The 21,973-nt window shown below is 39.1% G+C and carries 18 protein-coding genes; 10 read left to right on the top strand and 8 right to left on the bottom strand.

Going from position 1 to position 21,973, the window contains the following annotated elements:
• Window position 1 precedes the first annotated feature (1 nt).
• The 5 genes from O2942_04275 (at window position 2) to O2942_04255 (ending at window position 4,556) form a co-directional block, all read left to right on the top strand.
• On the top strand, window positions 2-574 hold the full coding sequence (locus O2942_04275; GenBank protein MDA0781465.1) for an aminodeoxychorismate/anthranilate synthase component II: 573 nt from the start codon (window positions 2-4) through the stop codon (window positions 572-574).
• A complete protein-coding gene (gene trpD, locus O2942_04270) occupies window positions 571-1,587 on the top strand; it encodes an anthranilate phosphoribosyltransferase (protein MDA0781464.1) in 1,017 nt (338 codons plus the stop codon). Before O2942_04275 ends, trpD begins: the two co-directional genes overlap by 4 nt.
• Window positions 1,588-2,034: 447 nt before the next feature.
• Window positions 2,035-2,841 (top strand): indole-3-glycerol phosphate synthase TrpC, encoded by an 807-nt coding sequence (gene trpC, locus O2942_04265; protein ID MDA0781463.1) that lies wholly within the window; start codon window positions 2,035-2,037, stop codon window positions 2,839-2,841.
• Complete coding sequence (locus tag O2942_04260; protein MDA0781462.1) at window positions 2,838-3,533, top strand: DUF599 domain-containing protein; 696 nt, start codon at window positions 2,838-2,840, stop codon at window positions 3,531-3,533. The genes trpC and O2942_04260 overlap by 4 nt, the downstream gene beginning before the upstream one ends.
• A 6-nt stretch (window positions 3,534-3,539) precedes the next feature.
• The gene (locus O2942_04255; protein ID MDA0781461.1) at window positions 3,540-4,556 is read left to right on the top strand and encodes a M23 family metallopeptidase; all 1,017 of its coding nucleotides are present in this window, start codon (window positions 3,540-3,542) and stop codon (window positions 4,554-4,556) included.
• A 41-nt stretch (window positions 4,557-4,597) separates the two neighbouring features.
• On the opposite strand, the gene O2942_04250 is transcribed toward O2942_04255, so the two are convergent.
• Window positions 4,598-5,179, bottom strand: a complete 582-nt coding sequence (locus O2942_04250) for a pentapeptide repeat-containing protein (protein ID MDA0781460.1) — start codon at window positions 5,177-5,179, stop codon at window positions 4,598-4,600.
• Window positions 5,180-5,274: 95 nt separating this feature from the next.
• The gene (locus O2942_04245; GenBank protein ID MDA0781459.1) at window positions 5,275-5,574 is read right to left on the bottom strand and encodes a YggT family protein; all 300 of its coding nucleotides are present in this window, start codon (window positions 5,572-5,574) and stop codon (window positions 5,275-5,277) included.
• 87 nt (window positions 5,575-5,661) lie between these two features.
• Between O2942_04245 and O2942_04240 the strand changes: the two genes are divergently transcribed.
• The 5 genes from O2942_04240 to recN all read left to right on the top strand — a co-directional run bounded on the left by O2942_04240 (window position 5,662) and on the right by recN (window position 13,572).
• The gene (locus tag O2942_04240) at window positions 5,662-6,651 is read left to right on the top strand and encodes an NAD(P)-dependent oxidoreductase (GenBank protein MDA0781458.1); all 990 of its coding nucleotides are present in this window, start codon (window positions 5,662-5,664) and stop codon (window positions 6,649-6,651) included.
• A gap of 167 nt (window positions 6,652-6,818) precedes the next feature.
• Window positions 6,819-9,707, top strand: a complete 2,889-nt coding sequence (gene uvrA / locus O2942_04235) for an excinuclease ABC subunit UvrA (protein ID MDA0781457.1) — start codon at window positions 6,819-6,821, stop codon at window positions 9,705-9,707.
• 3 nt (window positions 9,708-9,710) lie between these two features.
• Entirely contained in the window at window positions 9,711-10,853 is a 1,143-nt protein-coding gene (ftsY, locus tag O2942_04230) for a signal recognition particle-docking protein FtsY (GenBank protein MDA0781456.1), read from the top strand.
• A 75-nt stretch (window positions 10,854-10,928) separates the two neighbouring features.
• Window positions 10,929-11,915, top strand: coding sequence for an outer membrane protein assembly factor BamD (locus tag O2942_04225; protein MDA0781455.1), 987 nt, complete (start codon window positions 10,929-10,931; stop codon window positions 11,913-11,915).
• A gap of 1 nt (window position 11,916) precedes the next feature.
• Window positions 11,917-13,572, top strand: coding sequence for a DNA repair protein RecN (gene recN, locus O2942_04220; protein MDA0781454.1), 1,656 nt, complete (start codon window positions 11,917-11,919; stop codon window positions 13,570-13,572).
• Between the two features lie 175 nt (window positions 13,573-13,747).
• On the opposite strand, the gene ppdK is transcribed toward recN, so the two are convergent.
• From ppdK to O2942_04190, 6 genes are all read right to left on the bottom strand, one after another.
• A complete protein-coding gene (gene ppdK, locus O2942_04215; protein ID MDA0781453.1) occupies window positions 13,748-16,429 on the bottom strand; it encodes a pyruvate, phosphate dikinase in 2,682 nt (893 codons plus the stop codon).
• A gap of 129 nt (window positions 16,430-16,558) precedes the next feature.
• Window positions 16,559-18,694 carry a glycine--tRNA ligase subunit beta gene (glyS, locus tag O2942_04210; GenBank protein ID MDA0781452.1) on the bottom strand — a complete coding sequence of 712 codons (2,136 nt, stop codon included), beginning with the start codon at window positions 18,692-18,694 and terminating at the stop codon, window positions 16,559-16,561.
• Window positions 18,675-19,040 carry an aspartate 1-decarboxylase gene (locus tag O2942_04205; GenBank protein MDA0781451.1) on the bottom strand — a complete coding sequence of 122 codons (366 nt, stop codon included), beginning with the start codon at window positions 19,038-19,040 and terminating at the stop codon, window positions 18,675-18,677. The genes glyS and O2942_04205 overlap by 20 nt, the downstream gene beginning before the upstream one ends.
• A gap of 10 nt (window positions 19,041-19,050) precedes the next feature.
• On the bottom strand, window positions 19,051-19,920 hold the full coding sequence (locus O2942_04200; GenBank protein MDA0781450.1) for a glycine--tRNA ligase subunit alpha: 870 nt from the start codon (window positions 19,918-19,920) through the stop codon (window positions 19,051-19,053).
• A 119-nt stretch (window positions 19,921-20,039) separates the two neighbouring features.
• Window positions 20,040-20,888: a S49 family peptidase gene (locus O2942_04195; GenBank protein ID MDA0781449.1), complete on the bottom strand. Its 849-nt coding sequence runs from the start codon at window positions 20,886-20,888 to the stop codon at window positions 20,040-20,042.
• 1 nt (window position 20,889) lies between these two features.
• On the bottom strand, window positions 20,890-21,813 hold the full coding sequence (locus tag O2942_04190) for a class I fructose-bisphosphate aldolase (protein ID MDA0781448.1): 924 nt from the start codon (window positions 21,811-21,813) through the stop codon (window positions 20,890-20,892).
• Window positions 21,814-21,973: the final 160 nt, after the last annotated feature.

The following is a 21,973-nucleotide window of genomic DNA, read 5'->3' as shown; positions in this document are numbered from 1 at the left end:
TATGATTATTTTAATAGATAATTATGATAGCTTTACATATAATTTGTATCATTATATCAGTGAATTAGGCGTTGAAGTTAAGGTTGTGCGCAATGACGCTTTGACCGTGGACGAAATATTAAATGACGATACTATAAAAGGTATTGTTATTTCTCCGGGACCTTGCACTCCTAATGAATCGGGTATATGCCCCGAATTAATTAAAAAAGCAGCCGGTAAATTGCCCATATTCGGAGTATGTTTGGGGCATGAAGCCATAGGTCAGGTTTTTGGAGGAAAAATAGTAAGGGTTGAACCTGTGCATGGCAAGGTCAGCAACATAAAGCATAATTCAAAAGGTATATTTGAAGGAATAAAAAGCCCCCTTAAGGCAACCAGATATCATTCACTGGTTGTTGAGCGTGATAGCTTCCCCGATTGTCTGGAAATAACCGCACAAAGTGATGACGGTCTGGTAATGGCTTTGCAGCATAAGGAGTATGATATTTACGGTGTGCAGTTCCACCCTGAAAGTATTGCCTCGGAGCATGGGCATGACATTTTAGCTAATTTCTTAAAATTGGTAAAAAAATGAATGAAATAAAAAAATACATATCAAAGATAGTTGAGGGAAACGACCTTACCGAAGATGAGGCACAAAGGTCGTTTCAGATAATTATGAAGGGTGGTGCGACTCCTGCACAAATTGCAGCATTTCTTATAGGCTTGCGTATGAAGGGAGAGTCAATAGACGAGATAGCCGCTGCGGCAAAAGTTATGCGAGTAAAAGCTGAAAAGTTCAAAGCTCCTTCGGGTTCTCTTGATACATGCGGTACGGGCGGAGATAGTTCGGGAAGTTTTAACATATCTACGGCGGTTGCTTTTGTAGTTGCAGGGTGTGGTGTGCCTGTTGCAAAACACGGGAATAAGGCTATATCATCTAAATCGGGTTCGGCAGATGTTTTGAGTATGGTGGGTGTTAATATTGACGCTGACAAACATGTTATGGAAAAAGCGTTGAGGGAAGCTAATATATGTTTTATGATGGCTCCAAAATTCCACACCGCCATGAAACATGTTGCCCCGATCAGAATGGAATTGGGTGTCAGGACTATATTTAACATTCTGGGACCTCTTTCTAATCCTGCAAACGCTAGTTTTCAATTGCTTGGGGTTTATAGTGAAAAATTAGTAGAGCCTATTGCGAGGGTTTTGAAAAAACTGGGGCTTGAGCGTGCATGGGTGGTGCATGGCAGTGACGGAATGGACGAGATTACCACGACAGGCAAAACATTTGTGGCGGAATTAAAAGGTGGCAGGGTAAGGAAATTTGAAATTGAACCGAGTGATTTTGGAATAAAAAAAGCAAAATCCGATGATTTAAAAGGCGGTGAACCCAACGTAAACGCACAGCATTTAAAACATTTGCTAATGAACAAAGGAAAAGAGGCTTATAGGGATATCGTATTGCTAAACTCTGCTGCGGCTTTGGTGGTTGCGGGTGTTGCAAAAAATATAGAAGACGGTATCGTCAAAGCTAGTGAGTCAATAGAGTCAGGTGCGGCAAATGACGCATTAATGAAATTATGTGCAATTACTAACTCATAAGAAAAATAAAATTTTACCTTATATTTTTGTACTACCTGATGTATAAGTATAAAAATACTTTATCCGATTTATCTTATATGGATTTTAAAAATGAGCAGTCACGATATCACCGAATCTGATGATAATTTAAAAATTAATGATGAAGAAGAAAGCGATTATGAGCAAATCGCTTCTGAAACTAATCACGTTCCTGAGGATAAGATAGATATTATATCCGAAGATAATAAGGCTGCCGGTAAAGTTAAGAAAAAAACTAAAGTTGATAATACCGACATTGAAATAGTTAACCTTGAGCATGAGGAAATTGTTCAGGACGAGCTTGCTGATGAATATGATTCGGAAGAAAACCAAGAACAGGAAATAAGCATCATTACCGATAAAATTGAACTAGCTGAAGATGAGGCCGATGTTCTTGCCGAACATACGGGAGCGGAAATAGAGTCGATAATAAAAGAATCAGGTGATGTTTTAAGTGCGATATGTGAAGATAAAAAAATACATATAAAATCTAAGAAAGCATTAATATCTGAAGAGCAATTATTAGAGAAGATAAAATCATTGCCTGAAACAAGAGGTTTTGTTCAAAGTATAATAGCTAAAATCCAATCAGGCGAGAATGCATTAATAGGAGAGGCTAAAAAAGCTTCTCCGAGTAAAGGAGTGATAAGGCATTATTTTGAACCCTCCGAGATAGCAAAAGCCTATGAGCAAGGCGGTGCAACATGTATTTCCGTTCTTACCGACGAGCATTATTTTCAGGGTAATGATGAATATATAAAAATAGTTAAAGATGCATGTAAGCTTCCGGTGCTTAGGAAGGACTTTATTTTAGATACGTATCAGGTAGTAGAATCAAGGGCTATAGGAGCGGATTGTATTCTTTTGATTATGGCTGTTTTAGATGTAAATAAAGCGATAGAACTTGAACAAAAAGCAATTGAGCTTGGGCTTGATGTTTTGATTGAAGTGCATGACGAGCAGGATTTGAAAAAAGCGTTAAAATTAAAGTCCGTATTAATAGGAATCAATAACCGCAATTTAAAAACAATGGAAGTCGATCTTGCAAATACTGAAAGACTTGCTCCGCTTATGCCTGATGAAAAAGTTGTGGTAAGCGAAAGCGGCATCTATGGATACGCTGATATTATTAGAATGAACGAATCTAGGGTTTGGGCATTTTTGGTCGGCGATTCTATCATGTCGCAGTCTGATGTAAAACTGGCTACACAAGGATTACTAGGTAACGTTGAATGACAAGAATTTTTGATATATATCTTCTGGATATTATAGCCTTATTATGGTTTTTCGTAATATGGTCGGGCTACTCGTTATTTGCAGATAGACACAAAGACGTTAACCTTGTTACGGCAATGCATAAGCACCGTATAAACTGGGTAAACTCCCTAATGAGAAGGGAAGACAGGCTAGTCGATATTCGGATTATTGCAAGCCTGATACAAAGTGCGACTTTCTTTGCGTCGACTTCTATTTTGATAATAGGAGGTCTGTTCGCACTTTTAGGTTACGGTAATAGAGCTATTGAAATGATAGATTCACTGCCTTTTGCGGAGCATATGAATTTAACAACATGGTTTTTTAAGACGTTGTCAATGTTGTTAATCTTTATTTTTTCGTTTTTTAAATTTACGTGGGTGATTCGCCAGTTCAATTTTACTATTGTTTTAATGGTATCGGCACCTAGGATTGATGATGAAAAATCATCACAAGAGGACACTGAAAAAGCAAATAAATATATAAAAAATATTTCGGACATGATTTATAACACCAGTATGCATTTCAATAAAGGAATGAGGTCGTATTATTTCGGTCTTGTGGGGATATGCTGGTTTATAAGCCCTATACTGCTTATGATTGCAAGTGTTGTTGTTGTTATAGTTTTGTACAGAAGAGAGTTTTTATCAAAGACATTGAAAATGCTTGAGTAGCTTTATATGAAAAAGCTTTTAGCGGTATTATCGGTAATTTCTTATAATTTTCATGCTTATGCATTGGATTTAGGCATACCTATCGCATGCGATTACGGTGAGGAATGCATAATTTTTAACTACTATGATAAAAGCATAGAAGAGGATATTTATACCGACCACACATGCGGTAAGCTAAGCTATGATAATCATAAAAGCACTGATTTTATGCTCAGAAGCCATACTCAAATGAAAGATGGAGTTAATGTTGTGGCATCGGACTCCGGTACTGTTGTTTTTATTAGGGACGGCATGAGCGATATAAGTGTTGACCTGATAGGCGAAGAGGCTGTAAGAGGGCGTGAGTGTGGCAACGGAGTTATAATAGACCATAAAAGAGGATATAAGACCGAATACTGCCATTTGATGAACGGTTCTATCACTAAAAAAGTCGGTGATTATGTTGAAAAAGGGGAGATTATAGGTCAGGTCGGTCTTTCCGGAATTACTTCTTTCCCATACCTTGAGTTTACCGTTAGTTTAAACGGACAGCCCGTTGACCCGTTCACCGGTGACAACCCTATTACCGGTGAAATAAATGTGCCTTGTGATAGCTTGGATATATATCCTTTATGGGATAAGCAAACTGAAAAAAGGTTGGAATATATCTCAACGTCTTTGCTCACAATGGGTTTTTCGGAGAAAGTGCCTCACTCGCAGGGAGCAAGAGAGGGGAAGTTCAGCAGAAAGATGATAAAATATGATTCTAAGCTAATGGTATTCTGGGTCGATATATTCGGGATAGTGGCGGGTGATCGATTGAAATTATCTATAATAAACCCAAGGGGTGAAGTAATTAAGACCGAAACAAGACCGTTTACTAAAAATCGTAGGCATAACTTTCAGTTTATCGGTTATAAACATAAAGATACCGAATGGGTTTTAGGCAAATATATCGGCAAAGTAGAGCTGTTAAGGAAAGAAGGTAATGAGATGGAGCATGTTATAAATACGACAACTTTTGTTGAGTTAGTAAAAAATTAAAAAGGAGGCTTATTTAGCCTATACTAATTCAATAACCCCAATTACTTATCAAATTTATAATAATCAGGTAACGGTTCTCTTTCTAAATCTACATAAGAATTAGTGCGTTTTTTTAAATTATTAATCTCATCTTGCGTTAAGTCCCCAATTTTAATAAACTTAGCCCCAAAAAGATTTGTACCATCAAAATTTGCACCCTTTAGTTTTGTCGAATCAAAAACGGCATTGCTGAAATCTGCTTTGCTAAGATTGGCGTTGCTAAGATTAGCCCCGGTTAAGTCAACATATACCAAATCCGCATTTGAAAGGTCTGCGTCACTTAGGTCGGTTTTTATCATGCTTGCCATTGTAAAACTAGTGCCTCGTAAGTCCATTCCCGATAGTGACAAGCCGTTTAAGTTTAGCACTTCTTTAGTATTACCGTACCTTGTAGCGTATATTGAAGACTCTTTTTTAAATTTTAGCGGAATATCAACCTTGTACTTTCCACGCAAGACCGTTCGTTCTGACTTAATGTGTTCTTTTATATCTGAAACCGATATGTCAGATGATACTACTTTATCCTGTGCGTATGATTTTGTGGATAGTAATACAAACAATACTAGAATTACAAGTCTATGCATATTTATATAATCTAATACAATATTTTATTATAAATTACGATTCTACTATAGCATGTAAAAGTTGTTATTTGAACAATTTTTTGGTTAATTTTTTATTAATATGTGCCGTATTTATAAAAATATGTGTATAAGACTTGAATCATGAATTCGATTCCTAAGAATACCACTATCGGTGATATATCTATAACTCCCAAATCAGGCATCCAGCGGCGAATTCTGCGCAAGAGAGGCTCGGTCATTTTGAATAGTGCCTCATATAATCTGGCAACAAACTGATTGTGTCTGTTAATTACGTTAAACGTCAGCAATAGACTAACGATAATCCAAGCGAACATTATCCACCCGTAGATGCGAAATACCGTAGCTATAAGGTCTATAAAAGGGTTTATATTCATAATAGATATATACTTATCGCAATTTTTTTATGTTTACAAGAGTCATGTAGAACAATTATTGTGCAAAATTAATTAGGAGTAAATCATATGGTAAAAATTCTTATTGCGGAATCATTGGATATAGGAACTCTAATGAGCTTTGAGGAAAACGAAAAAGGTGTGTATGTGCATATAAAGAACCCCATACCCGCAAATATTAGTGAAAAAGAAATACATTTCGCATATTGCCCCGATTATATGCAAGGAGATATTGAAAAAGTAATTAGAGATTATGACGGCTTAGTTGTAAGACCGCGGGAAGTTCCGGCAAAAGTAATGGAACTGGCTAAAAATTTAAAAATAATTGTCAGAGGCGGCAGCGGAATGAATGCAATTGATGTAAAAACCGCTAAGAAGCTTAATATCGTTGTTGAGAACACTCCGGGGGAAAATAGCGTATCTACCGCAGAATATACCTTTGCCCTTATGATGGAGATTGTTGCGAACAGGCAAATTTCCCTTTCTAACAATGATGTTAGAAATAATACAACAAAAGATCCTTCATATTATCAGGGGCAGGAATTATCTAAAAAAAAGATAGCTATTATAGGTATGGGTAATATAGGTACGAACTTAGCCCGAATGTGTGAAGGGTTTGACATGAAGGTATCTTATTTTAACAGAAGCAAAAAAGACCTTCCTTATAAAAGATATGACTCTGTGGAAGAGTTACTCAAGGCAAAACCGGATATTATTTCCTTAAACGTCCCTTTAACCAAGGAGACTAAGGGTTTTTTTGATAAATCAAAATTCTCGCTAATGAAAAAAGGCAGTGTGTTAATAAATACAGCAAGACCGCAATTGATAAACCCCACCGATTTTGAAGAAGCTTTGAATTCGGGAATATTAACCGCAGCAGCGATAGACGGTGATATGGATCTGATAGAGCCGTTTGTCAAAGCCGATAAGAATAATAAATGCATATTAACAAATCATATCGCAGATTCTACGTTGCAGGCTCAGGAGAAAATTACTAATGCTGCTTTGTATCAGATAATACAATATTTTCGTGCAGGGAAGTTAATTAATGCAGTGTAAAAAGGAGTGTGTTTTGTTGTGTTTTAGATGCAACAAACAAGTGCAGCGTGGCTCAATCAATGTTTATTGAACGCTCCCCGGCATAACTTACATTCACTCCTTGCTTATTGTGGGATATGTATGTAAAATGCACAGCTTGGAAGTTATACTATATCTTAAGAGGCAAAATGGAAGAATTCATCAAAGTAGTCGGTGCAAAAGAACACAACTTAAAAAATATTAGTATAGACATTCCTAGAAATAAACTGGTTGTTATAACCGGACTGAGCGGTTCGGGCAAATCATCACTTGCTTTTGATACTATCTACGCAGAAGGGCAGAGGCGATATGTAGAAAGTTTATCGTCTTATGCCAGACAGTTCCTGCAAATGCAAGGCAAACCCGATGTAGAATCAATATCAGGGCTTTCACCTGCCATTGCGATAGACCAGAAAACGGTATCGAGAAACCCACGCTCAACGGTTGCTACGGTTACCGAAATATATGACTATATGCGTCTTTTGTTTGCACGCATAGGTGTGCCTTATTCACCAACTACCGGACAACCGATAAAAAGCCAGAGCATCTCTGAAATGGTCGATAGGATATTGACCCTTCCTGAAGGCACTAAGTTATATATATTAGCACCGTTTATAAGGGGAAGAAAAGGCGAGCATAGCCGTGAGATACTTGAACTTAAGAAGCAGGGCTTTACTCGTTTTATGATTGACGGTGAGCTGCATGAAGTTACAAACCTACCAACCGTTGATAAGAATAAACACCATAATATGGAAGTGGTTGTTGACCGTATTGCAGTAGCAGAAGATTTGGGCAATCGCTTGCCTAGCTCAATAGAAACATCGCTCGGTATATCAGGCGGAATACTATATGTCGATATAGTCAGCCTTCCTAAAGATTATAAAGGCAATTACTCCAAAGGCGAGCGAATCGTATTTTCTGAAAAATTTGCATGTCCGGTATCAGGTTTTACATTAGAGGAAATCGAGCCTAGAATGTTCTCATTCAACAGCCCTTACGGTGCATGTACCGAGTGTGACGGTCTTGGAACAGAAGTTTTCTTTGACCCTAGGCTGATAGTACCGCATGACAACATAGCACTGAACAAAGGGGCGATAGCACCTTGGGCGCAGGCTAACTCACGTCAGGTCGATCAAACATTACATGGGCTGGCTAAGCACTACAAATTTGACTTAAACACGCCTTTCAAAGATTTGCCGGAGAATATCAAAGAAGTTATATTTTACGGCTCAGGCGAAGAAGAAATAACATTCGATTATGACGAAGGCTCAAGAAGCTTCACGCTTAAAAAAGAGTTTGAAGGTGTTGTAAATAGCTTAAATAAACGCTGGAAATCAACTGATAGCTCATGGTTGCGTGAGGAGTTGGAGAAATATCAGGATCTTACAAAATGTCACGCATGTAGCGGACACAGATTAAAACCTGAATCTCTTTGTGTGAAAATTGAAGGGTTAAATATCGGAGAAACTGCAAATTTCACTATCAGTAAAGCCGTAGAATGGTTCGGCAGCTTGTATGATAAATTAGATGAAACAAGAAAAGCAATATCCGAACGCATATTAAGAGAGTTAAATAAAAGATTGGAATTTCTGGATAATGTCGGATTGAATTATCTGACGTTAAACCGTGAATCGGGAACGCTATCAGGTGGAGAAAGCCAGCGTATAAGGCTTGCATCTCAAATAGGTTCTGGCTTAAGCGGTGTTTTGTATGTGTTGGACGAGCCTTCAATCGGTCTGCACCAGTGCGATAACCAAAAGCTTTTAAATACACTGCAAGGACTAAAAAATTTAGGTAATAGCGTTATAGTGGTAGAGCATGATGAAGACACCATGCGTCAGGCGGATTACCTTATTGATGTGGGGCTTGGTGCGGGTATCCACGGCGGTAATATCATTGCAAAAGGTACTCCCGAAGAAGTAATGAAAAGCAAGGAAAGTATTACGGGTCAATATCTAAGCGGTAAAAAATCTATTCCTATACCTGAAAAACGCAGAAGTTGGAGTGAGAAAAAATCAATAAAAATAAAGGGTGCAAGGGCAAATAACCTGAAAAATATTGATGTAACCCTGCCACTGGGTGCGTTTACATGTGTAACAGGCGTATCGGGCGGCGGTAAATCAAGCCTTGTGATACAAACATTATATAAAGCCGTTACTAAAAAACTAAACGGCACTAAAGTAACTCCCGGAATGCACGATTCCATAACCGGATTAGAAACAATAGATAAGATAATCGAGATAGACCAATCACCGATAGGTAGAACGCCGCGCTCAAATCCGGCAACTTATACAGGGGCTTTCGGTCCTATACGTGACTGGTTCACAAACCTGCCGGAATCAAAGGCGAGGGGATATAAACCGGGTCGTTTCTCATTTAACGTAAAAGGCGGTCGTTGTGAAGTTTGTCAGGGTGACGGTCTGATAAAAATTGAAATGCACTTCCTGCCTGATGTCTATGTAAATTGTGACGCTTGTCATGGGGAGCGTTATAACCGTGAAACTTTGGAAGTAAAATATAAAGGCAAATCTATAGCTGACGTTCTTAATATGAATGTTGAAGAAGCCGACATATTTTTTGCTAAAGTTCCTGTTATCAAAGAAAAAATGGAAGCACTAAAGGAAGTGGGGCTAGGCTATATTAAGCTGGGGCAATCCGCTACGACTTTATCGGGTGGAGAGGCACAAAGGGTTAAGCTTGCCAAAGAGCTTTCCAAGCGTTCTACAGGACGTACCTTATATATACTTGATGAGCCGACAACCGGTCTTCATGCCGAAGATATCGGTAAGTTGTTAAAAGTGCTTCATAAATTAGTAGATGGCGGCAATACCATTATAGTGATAGAGCATAACCTTGATGTGATAAAAACTGCCGATCATATAGTTGATATAGGTCCGGGTGGCGGTGATAAGGGCGGAAACCTTGTGGGATTCGGTACTCCTGAAGAAATAGCTGCTAGCAAGAATAGTATTACAGGCGAGTATCTGAAGCATTATTTAAAGCCTAAGAAAAAAAGCAGTAAAGATAAGGCTGCATAAGATATGTTTGGATTCGGGAAAAAAAAGAAAAAAGAAAAAAAAGATATTAATCCTGAGGCGGTAAATGCCCAGGAAGATCAGCCCTCTGACCCGATTCCTTCCGAGTCGCCTATAACTGAAAATAATGATACGGCAAACGAGCCGGAACAAGTTACTATTGCACAAACACAGATAGAAGAGCCTTTAATTGCCGAGCCTTCAAAAACACCTCCGCAATCTGAAGAAGCCGAGCAAAAAGGCTGGCTTAAAAGACTAAAGCAAGGTCTAAATAAAAGCTCCTCAAAGCTAAATGACGGCATTAAAGATATCTTCGTCAGAAAAAAACTTGATGATGACACATTGCAGGATTTAGAAGACCTTTTAATAACTTCCGATATGGGCGTGCAAACTGCTTCTTATATTACTTCAAAAATAGCGAAAGATAAGTTTGATAAGGAAGTAACAACCGAGGAAATAAAGCAGGATTTGGCTAAATATATAGCCCGAATAATTGAACCGGTGGCAAAGCCCATACAGTTAACGGGGAAAAAGCCGCAGGTAATATTAATGTGCGGAGTTAACGGAACGGGGAAAACTACAACTATCGGAAAAATAGCCAATAACTATAAAAAAGAAGGCAAGAAGGTCGTAATAGCAGCGTGTGACACTTTCCGTGCAGCAGCAGTCGAGCAGCTTGAAGTTTGGTCGGAGCGTTCGGGTTGTCCTTTAATAAAAGGCAAAGAAGGGGCTGACCCTGCCAGCGTTGCATACGAGGCTTTTGTTAAAGCAAAAGAAGAAAATGCAGATATTCTGATGATAGATACCGCAGGAAGACTGCAAAATAAAAAAAATCTTATGGAGCAACTCACTAAAATTATCAAAGTAATAAAAAAACTTGATGAAGAAGCTCCGCATAACAGCATTATAGTGCTTGATGCAACTACAGGGCAAAATGCCAATAGTCAGGTTAAAGTTTTTGGCGAAATGGTCAATCTTAACGGTATAATCGTTACTAAACTTGACGGCACGGCAAAGGGTGGAGTTGTTGTAAGCCTTGCAAAACAATTTGCATTGCCCATACATGCAATCGGTGTCGGTGAGTCCATAGAAGACCTGAAACCGTTCAATGCGGAATCTTTTGCAAATTCTCTGGTGGGGATTGATTAATTTACTGGAAATTATTAAGTTATTTCCTATAGTGAACTTTATCAGTGTAACTTGTCGTACTGAAATAAATTTAGTATGAAAATAGACATAGCGGAGCATATGGATATGAATTTCTTTAAAATATTTTCTTCAATAGTTTGCATATTTTTAATCACTTCCTGTTCTGCCTTAAAAAAGAAAGATGAAGTCGAGGAAGTTATTTCAGTTGAGGCTATGTATAATAAAGCTATCACAAACTTAGACAGAAGAAATTATGATGATGCTATTGAAGGGTTTGAGGAAGTTGAAAGAACATACCCTTATTCCAAGTGGGCGACAAAATCACAGATAATGTCTGCATATTCAAGCTTTAAAGATGAGCAATATGACGACGCACTTTTGAAGCTCGAAAGATTCACAAAACTGCACCCCGGTAACGAAGATATTGCTTATGCATATTATTTGAGGGCTTTAAGTTTTTATAGACAAATCTCAACCGTAGATAAAGATCAGGGCAATTCTATTTATGCACGTTCGGCACTACAGGAGGTTATATCAAGATTTCCAAACAGCAGATATGCCAATGATGCAAGGCTAAAACTTGATCTGGTAGTTGACCATTTGGCAGGAAAGGAAGTAAATGTCGGGCGTTTCTATTTAAAACAAGGCAATACCATAGCTGCAATTAACCGTTTCCAGAATGTTGTAAAAGATTATCAAACAACTTCACATGTACCCGAAGCCCTGCACAGATTAGTTGAGGCTTATACTATACTCGGGGTGCGTGAAGAAGCTGTAAAATATGGTGCGGTATTAGGATATAACTTTCCTGACAGCCCGTGGTATGCGAAAACCTACCGCATACTTGAAGGTAAGAAACTCACTGCCGATGCTCAAAAGGATATAAAAGGCAAGTGGTACGATTTTTCTAGCTGGGGAAGCTTGGATATATTTAGTAAAACAAGTCCGAAAAGTGACGATACACAAGACCTTTCAGATGAAATAGACGGTACTGTAAAAGAGGATAAAGAAGAAAAAACGTGGATGCGAAATTTAAGAAAATATAAAAATAACAAAGAATAATATGCTAACAAATCTATATGTAAGTAATATAGTATTAATCGACAAACTGGATATACCTTTTGATAATGGATTTTGCGTTTTAACAGGAGAAACAGGAGCCGGTAAGTCAATATTGCTTGATTCGCTTGGGCTTGCTATAGGAAACAGAAGCTCAACATCGTTAATAAGGGCAGGGGAGAAGCAAGGCTCGGTTACCGCAAGTTTTAACATTTCCAATAATCCGTTATTAAAAAACCTGTTAGCCGAGCAAGGTATTGATGTAGATGAAGAAGTTCTTTTAAGGCGTGTTATATTTGATGACGGCAAAAGCAAGGCTTTCATAAATGACTGCCCCGTAAGTGCCGGTTTTGTTTCAACTTTTGCCCAGCAACTTATAGAAATACACGGTCAGCACGACCAAAGAGGCTTGCTCAATCCAAAAACACACCGCTTTTTATTAGATCAATTCGCTAAAAATGATAAAGAATTATCAAAAACTAAAAATGCTTATCAGGAATATAACTCTTTAAAAAACAAATTAACCGAGCTTAAAGAATCTGAAGCCAAAGCTGCATCTGATGAAGAATACCTAAAATTTGTCCTACGGGAACTTGAGGCATTATCACCTAGAAAAGGTCTGGAAGATGAGTTAACTTTAAAACGTAATATGTTGTTAAACAGAGATAAGTCTATTGAGGCGATTAACAAGTCGTTTGTTTTGCTAGAAGAGGGGAATGTAGAAAATATCTTAAGGTCTGTACAAAACACTCTGATAAGCTCGGTTGATATTAACCCTAAATTTGATGAGATATCACAGGTTATCGACAGGGCAATTATTGAGGTTACCGAGGCAGTTCACCTTTTAAATAACGAAGCATCAAAGATTGATGATTCCGCAGAAAATCCGGAAGAAATTGAAGAAAGGCTTTTTGCACTAAAAGACGCAGCCAGAAAACACAATGTAATCTCCGACAATTTGGAGGAATATATTGAGCAAGTAAAAATAAAGCTGGATTCAATAGCCAATAAAGATGAAATAATAGCTAATCTTGAAAAAGAAGTTGCAGCGGCAAAGATAAAATATATTGAGGCGGCTACGGAATTAAATAAATCCAGAACAATAGCTGCAAAAAAAATCGAAAAGGCGTTAATGGAAGAACTTGCCCCGCTAAAAATGGAAAATACCAAATTAAAAGTAGAAATCGAACAAAAAACAGAGGAAAGATGGGGGGCGGACGGTTTTGACAAAGTCAACTTTCTTGTAAAAACCAACCCCGGCGCACCATTTGCCCCTATTTCTAAAATTGCGTCAGGCGGCGAGTTGTCAAGATTCGTATTGGCATTAAAAGTGGTGCTATCGGATGTAAAGTCCGTTCCCACCATGATATTTGATGAAGTTGATACGGGCATTGGCGGTGCGGTAGCTGACGCAGTAGGCAAAAGGCTTGCAAAGCTAGGAAATAAATTGCAAGTATTTGCTATAACCCACCAGCCACAAGTTGCATCAAAGGGTAATTACCATTTAAAGGTAGAAAAAATCCAAACGAAAAATCGGACAAACACCAATGTCCGCCCTCTTACTTTAGATGAGCGACGTGAAGAAATAGCACGTATGCTTGCAGGTGATGAAATTACTACCGAGGCACGCTCGGCAGCCGAGAAGCTGATTTCGCTTTAAGATAAACTAACCGTATAATATAGTAATTTAACTTTTCAGAAAGAATTGTTATATCCACCTTGTACGGGTACGTATCTCTATAAATTTAAATGAGATCCCCCTATAATTTTCTGCGAAAATTCGGGGGATGACAGCGTTGTTGAAAAGTTAATTTACTATAATTGTATGACGAGTTTTAAGCTACTTTTTTAGCCTTTGCTTTATTTGCCAAAGCAGCCTGTGCCGCAGCAAGCCTTGCTATAGGAACACGATAAGGCGAGCAAGAAACGTAATTTAAACCGATTTCCTGACAGAAATGTACGGAATCAGGGTTTCCGCCATGCTCTCCGCATATACCGAGCTTAATATCCTTTCTTGTTTTGCGTCCACGTGTCGCAGCAATTGATATCAACTCACCGACACCTTCTCTGTCAAGACGCACGAACGGATCATGCTCAAAAATACCCGCCTCTTTATAAGCACCTATAAATGAAGCCGAATCATCACGTGAAATTCCAAGCGTAGTTTGCGTAAGGTCATTAGTGCCGAAGCTAAAGAACTCCGCTTCTTCGGCTAACTCATTTGCTTTTAAAGCGGCGCGAGGAAGCTCTATCATTGTTCCTACAAGATAATCAATCTTTTTGCCTTTTTCTTCAAACACTGCATTTGCGGCTTTAACAATAACGGCTTTTAATATTTCCAGCTCCTTTTTGCTTAACGCCAAAGGAATCATCACTTCAGGAATTACTGAAGTTCCCTCATTGCTTACCTGAACGGCGGCCTCAAAAATAGCTCTTGACTGCATTTCATATATCTCAGGGTAAGTTATGCCCAAGCGACACCCTCTATGCCCAAGCATCGGATTATGCTCGGCAAGTTGTGAGGCACGCCTTTTTACATCATCGACGCTAACACCGATTGACTTTGCAACTTCTTCCATATCTAAAGCGGTGTGTGGTAAGAACTCATGCAAAGGAGGGTCAAGAAGGCGGATAGTAACCGGTAGACCTTCCATTATATTAAATAGCTCGACAAAATCCTCTCGTTGCATAGGTAGCAATTTTGCTAATGCCTTGCGGCGACCCTTTTCATTTTCCGCTAATATCATCTCACGCACTGAAACAATACGGCTTGCATCAAAGAACATATGCTCGGTACGGCAAAGACCGATACCCTCGGCACCGAATTTTCTTGCGGTAGCCGCATCTTCGGGAGTTTCCGCATTAGTACGCACTTTTAAGTCACGCACATCATCTGCCCATTTCATAATCTGGCTGAAATCACCTGATAAATTAGGCTGAATTGTAGGAACGCTACCTAAAATAACCTCTCCGCTAGAGCCATCAATAGTAATTATATCACCTTCGGATACTTCCGTATTCCCGGCTTTGAAAGTTTTAGTCTTGTAATCTATCCTAACGCCGCCTGCACCTGAAACACATGGCTTACCCATGCCACGCGCCACAACCGCCGCATGTGATGTCATTCCGCCACGAGCAGTTAATATACCTTCTGAAACGTGCATACCGTGAATATCCTCGGGGCTTGTTTCGATACGCACTAAAATAACCTTATCACCTAAAGCTACTTTTCTTTCAGCGTCTTCGGCGGTAAATACAACCGCACCCGATGCAGCCCCCGGAGAAGCCGGAAGACCTCGGTCAATTACTCTGCGATGTGCTTTCGGGTCAAGAGTAGGGTGTAATAACTGGTCAAGTGAAGCAGGGTCAATTCTGCTTATAGCTTCTTCTTTGCTTATAATCCCTTCATTTACCATATCAACGGCTATCTTTATAGCCGCCGCAGCTGTTCTTTTTCCGTTACGGGTTTGTAATATCCATAATTTGCGATCCTGAACGGTAAACTCAATATCCTGCATATCCTTATAATGCTTTTCAAGCTTTTTATAAACATCTACAAGTTCCTTATAAACATCATTCATCTCTTCTTCCATAGCCGGAAGGTCGCTATCTTGTTTGTTCTTACCGTCAATAGTTATCTGTTGAGGAGTCCTTATACCTGCTACAACGTCCTCTCCTTGTGCATTTACGAGATATTCACCATAAAACTCATTATCTCCTGTTGACGGATTACGTGTAAACGCAACCCCGGTAGCACAATCACTACCCATATTACCGAATACCATAGACTGAATGTTAACGGCAGTTCCCCAGCTTTCAGGAATCTCGTTAAGTCGCCTGTATGTTTTTGCACGTGAGTTCATCCATGAACCGAACACCGCATTAATAGCCCCCCAAATCTGCTCGTTTACGTCCTGCGGGAACTCTTTGCTTATTTCTTCTTCAACTTTCAGCTTATATTGGGAAACTAAATCCTTTAAATCTTCAGAATCAAGATCGGTATCTTGAAAAACACCTTTATCCTGTTTTTTCTGTTCTAACAAATCCTCAAAGTGATAGTGGTCAACACCTAAAACCACGTCAGAATACATTTGTATGAAGCGTCTGTAGCTATCATATGCGAATCTTTCATTGCCGCTTTTTTGAGCCAGACCTTCAACAGTAGCATCATTTAAGCCTAGGTTTAAAACCGTATCCATCATACCGGGCATTGATGCCCTAGCACCCGAACGCACAGAAACCAGTAAAGGGTTTTGTGCATCACCGAATTTTTTGTCTAAAGTGTCTTCAATTTTAGTTAAAGCCTCATTAACCTGCATTTCAAGGTCGGCAGGGTAATTACGGTTATTTTCATAATAGGCAGTACAAACTTCGGTAGTTATTGTAAATCCCGGAGGAACAGGAAGCCCTAAAGAGCACATTTCAGCAAGGTTAGCCCCCTTTCCGCCAAGCAATTCTTTCATGCCTGCGTTTCCTTCTGCCGAACCATCTCCAAAATTATAGACCCATTTATTCATATGTGTAATACCCATTAGAATTAATCCTCCGACAAAACTAAAAGTTTTGTTTTGCGTTAATAAGACAATAGATGTCTTTTTGCAAGGTTAAATTATCTTTTTTGTACCGTTTTTGATGTTTCGGATTGCTTAACCCTCTATTTTACTAAAGTTAGCAACATTATTCAAAAACTCACGCAACTGGGAAAGAAGGTATAACCTGTTTTTTCTAATATCCTTATCTTCACAGTTAACGGTAACATTATCAAAAAATTCATCAACCGGTTTACGAAGCTTTGCCAACTCTTTCATTACAAGTACAAAATCATCATCTTTTAAAGCCTGTTTGATAACAGGTTTTATTTCGTTGAATATTTTATATATGGATTTTTCTTCACCTGCTTCTAAAAAGCCTACATCAGGCTCTTCAAAATAGGATACGTTGTCCTTTTTTTCCTCTGCTAACACTATATTAGTAGCCCGTTTATATGCGGCAAGCAGGTTGATCCCGTCCTCTTTGTCTAAAAAATCCTGTAAAGCCTCGGCTTTTGCTACAAGACGGGTTAAATCATCTTCATTGCCGTCATCAAAAACTGCTTGAATTATATCATGACGGATATTCCGGTCTTTTAACAGGACACGCAATCTATCTGCAATAAAATCAAGTAGTTCTTTCGTAGTCCTAAGCTGCCTGAACTTAGCATTTCGTTTTTTTCCACCTACCGGTATCAACTTACGTTTTTTATTTTGTGATTCTATTTTAAATAATGCCGGAGGATATTTTGACATTGACTTTTCAATCAACAACTTCAGAGGAACGTGCAGTTTATTTTCAACAATAAGACGAATAACGCCCAATGCGGCACGGCGTAGTGCGTAGGGGTCTTTTGAGCCTGTAGGCTTCTCATTTATAGCAAATAATCCGACTAAAGTATCTATCTTATCCGCAATTGCCACAGCTACGCTTAGAGGGGCTTTCGGGCATGCATCATTAGGTCCTACGGGTTTATAATGCTCTTTTATCGCATCGGCTACTTCGTTATCTTCTTTGCTTTCTATGGCGTAATAGCTTCCCATAAAGCCTTGCAACTCAGGGAATTCGCCGACCATTTCAGTAGTTAAATCGGCTTTGCTTAATTTTGCAGCCCTTTCTACTAACACCAGATTTGCATGCGGAACCCATACTGCTAAAAATTTTGACAAATCGGTAATGCGTGAAACTTTTTGTGCAACCGTACCTAGCTTTGCGTGGAATATAACCTTGTTCAAGGATTCTATTTTTGACTCAAGCGTGTTTCTTCTATCGGTATCCCAGAAAAACTTAGCATCTTCCAGTCTGGCTCGTAGAACCCGTTCATTTCCGGCAATTATCTGCTTACCGTCGTCAGATGATTTTATGTTTGAAACGGTAATAAAATAAGGTGCGATTTTCTTCTTATCGTCAACTACGGAAAAATACTTTTGATGCGAACGCATTGCAGTTATCAAAACTTCCTGCGGAACCGACATAAATTTTTCTTCAATAGTGCCGAGCAATGGAACGGGAAACTCAACTAATCCGGCAACTTCCTCAAGAAGCTTAGAATCTTCTTTTACTTTTAAACCGACTGATTTTGCAAGCTCGTTTATTTTTTTTGAAATAATTTCCTTACGGTCTTCGATATCCAAAATAACCGAATTTTGTTCTAATTTTTGCTTATAATCAGAAAAATCAGTTACCTCAATATCCTTTTTACCTAAGAATCTATGTCCTGAAGTTTTGTTATTTGAAGTTATATGACCGAACTGTATCGGCAAAACATCACCGTCGAACAGGCAGAGTATATTATGCAGGGGGCGAATCCAGCGAATCTTATGTTCTCCCCAATACATTGACTTAGCCCATGTGTATGACGATATAAAATCCTGTAAAACTTTAGCCAGCGTATCGGATACGGATTTACTTTCCTTCTTTATGACTGCAAAATAGAAATCGCCTTTATCTGTCGTTCTTTGTTCTAATTCATCAATCTTTAAACCGGTTGAACTTAAAAAACCCTCAATAGCCTTATCTGGAGAGCCGACCCTAGGACCTCTACGCTCTTCAATGCTTGTTTTTTGTGTCCTTTGGATTCCTTCTACTACCACAGCCACACGCCTTGTGGTAGAATAAGCATTTACCGACTCAAACTCAATAGATGAATCATTCAGCTTCTGACCGATACCCTCTTCAAAATCCTTACATGCCTTTATTTGAAGACCGGCAGGGATTTCTTCACTAAATAGTTCAAGCAGCAATTGTGCCATTATTTTTCACTCTATTATTTTCATCTAACAAGATAACTCTTGGCTCGAAATTACGAGCTTTTGCCTCTTCCATATGCGTATATGAACAGATTATCACCAAATCATCTTTCTGGACAAGCCTTGCAGCCGCCCCATTTACACATATTTCGCCTTTGCCCCTCTCACCGGGAATCGTATAGGTAGTAAACCTGTTGCCGTTATTGATATTCAGAACGTCAACCTGCTCATAAACTAATATTCCGGCAGCGTCCAAAAGGTCACGGTCAACGGTTATCGACCCTTCATAATTAAGGTCTGCCTCAGTAACCTTACCTCGGTGCAATTTTGCCTTTAACATTGTAATCATTTTTTATACCCTAGCAGTTTTCAACCCACTTTTCACAACATGCCTTTGCCAAAGTCCTTACACGACCTATATAAGCCGCACGCTCTGTTACACCTATAACCCCCCTTGCGTCAAGCAGATTAAGATGGTGGCTGGCTTTTAAGGCGAAGTCATAAGCGGGAAGGGGAAGATTTTTTGCAACTAATGACAAACATTCCCTTTCATAATCCTCAAAATGCCTGAATAATATCTCGGCATCTGCATATTCAAGGTTATATGCTGAAAACTCCCGTTCATTTTGCTTAAACACATCGCCGTATAAAACACCTTCATCATTCCATAATATATCATAAACACTTTCCTTGCCCTGAATATACATGGCAATACGCTCTAATCCGTAAGTTAACTCACCGGGTATGGGGGAGCAGTCAATTCCGCCAACCTGCTGCATGTAGGTAAACTGTGATATTTCCATGCCGTCACACCAGACTTCCCAGCCTAGTCCCCAAGCTCCTACCGTCGGATTTTCCCAGTCATCTTCAACAAAACGGATATCATGCTTCATAGTGTCTATGCCGATTTCTCTCAGGCTTTTTAAGTATAATTCCTGTAAATTTTCAGGGGAGGGCTTCAAAACCACCTGATATTGATAGTAATGCTGCAATCTATTAGGGTTCTCACCATATCTGCCGTCTTTTGGTCTGATTGACGGCTGTACGTAAGCAACATTCCATGAACCTGAACCCAAAGCCCTTAAAACCGTTGCAGGGTGTAATGTTCCTGCTCCAACCTCGGTGTGGTATGGTTGTAATATTATACAACCATGTTCCGTCCAGAATTGTTGTAAAGCCATTATCATTCCCTGAAACGACAGAGGAGCCTTAGTTTTTGCAGCGTTCATTTTTAAAACTCTTTAAATACATAATTATGGTTTGATATGTAGCCGAAAAAGACTTGTTTTTCAAGTAAAGAGTTAGCATTGTTGCTATAATAAGCATAAATGTTATAGTATCTGTTATTCTAATGCCCGAAACGGTTCCAGATAATTTTCTCGGCGATAGAGCTTGTAATACCGTCAGTTACGGACAGGGACGCTCCCGTCAATTTTTTCTTTAACCAGCCTTGAGGCTTGGATATTTTCTCAAATTTAATTTTCTTGCCGTATTTTTCAGTTATAACAGAGTGCATATCGCCGATATCATCAATCAGCCCTAACTCTTTTCCTTTTACGCCGTTCCAGAACTCGCCGCTAAACAGCTTTTTCTCGTTGGTTTTCTTTATTTTCCCCTCACGACGGGTGCGAACCAGATTCTTGAATGATTCATGCACGTCTTTTTGTAGATTGTTCAAAATCTCAATATCATTAGGGTTTTCCTTTTGGAACGGGTCTAAAATCGACTTATTTTCACCTTGCGTATATACCCTGCGTTCAATACCGAGCTTCTTAATAGCCTCTACAAAGCCAAAACCTGACGAAATAACTCCTATACTGCCCACTATCGAGCTTTCAGACGCATATATCTCATCACCTGTACAGGCAAGCCAATAGCCGCCCGATGCCGCCACGTCCTCTACAAATGAGTAAACCGGAATTTTCTTTTCTTCCGATAGCATTCTTATGCGTTTATATATCAATTCAGATTGCACGGGAGAGCCACCGGGAGAATTTATCTGTAAAGCAACGGCTTTAAGCCCCGACAATTCAAATGCTTTTTCTATCTCTTCATTTAACTCGTCAAGTGAAAGCCCTTTTTTAGCCATACCTACCGTACCTATTACGCCGCTTAGACGCAATACGGCAACCGTAGGCTTCGGCTTTCTGAGATTTGCTAATAACTTTTTGAGCTTATTTTGCTTTTTTGCCGGCATATTAATTTTTACCTAAGTATATATCTATGATGCTGTTCAACAAGTTTATTGCCTCCCCACGAGGACGTTGGAACGTATTACGACCGATTATAGAGCCGTTACCGCCGCCATCTCGTATTTCACGTATCTCATTTAGCAAGCCGTCAGTATCCTTACTAGCACCACCTGAAAACACAACTATCCTGCGTCCGTTAAAAGAAGCGGTTTTAATATGTGCTATCCTCTCCTTCATGGTAGAAATTGCAATGTTATTATCTTTATAAGTTTTTTTTGCCTCTTCTTGCTCCAGATAGTCCGTAGGAGGCTTAACTTTTATGATATGAGCACCCAACAAGGCTGCCATATGTGCCGCATATGCAGTTATATCTATGGCAGTTTCACCCTTTTTAGATATTTCACCGCCACGAGGATATGACCATATAACTACGGCAATTCCATTAGCCTTAGCCTCTAAAGCCATATCTTTTATTTCTTCCATCATATTAAATGCCATATCCGAACCCGGATATATCGTAAACCCGATAGCCGAACAACCCAACCTTAACGCATCTCTTACAGTTCCCGTCAAAGCCTGATCTCTAATGCCCGGTGCTAACGAGTTGCAGCTATTTGCCTTTAAAATGGTAGGAATTGCACCTGCAAAAGTATCGGCTCCCGCCTCAAGCATTCCAAGTGGTGCGGCATATGCACTTAAACCTGCATCAATTGCCAGCTTATAATGATAGTGAGGGTCATATGCATCAGGATTAGGAGCAAAACTTCTGGCAGGACCATGTTCAAATCCCTGATCGACAGGAAGTATAACAAGTTTCCCCGTTCCGCCAAGCTTGCCGTGCATTAAGATTCTGGATAAATTAGTCTTTGTTCCGGGGTTATCACTTTCATAACCGCTTAAAATCTGCTTAACCTCATTTGTAAGATGCATAACTTAAAACCCTTTATGTATTCTATATATTTGTACATGTAGATAAACTACATAAATGAATTTTGCAATTGAAAATAACACGAAACGTTCATTGTAAGTTGAATTTGATTATAATTTGTTATAGAATAATATTTTAGATTATAGAAAAATAAAATTAGTT

Source organism: Pseudomonadota bacterium, from assembly GCA_027620075.1.
Classification (GTDB): Bacteria; Pseudomonadota; Alphaproteobacteria; order Rickettsiales; family UBA6187; genus 1-14-0-20-39-49.
The sequence above is the reverse complement of the archived record's forward strand: the minus strand, read 5'-3'. Positions and strand labels throughout refer to the sequence as shown.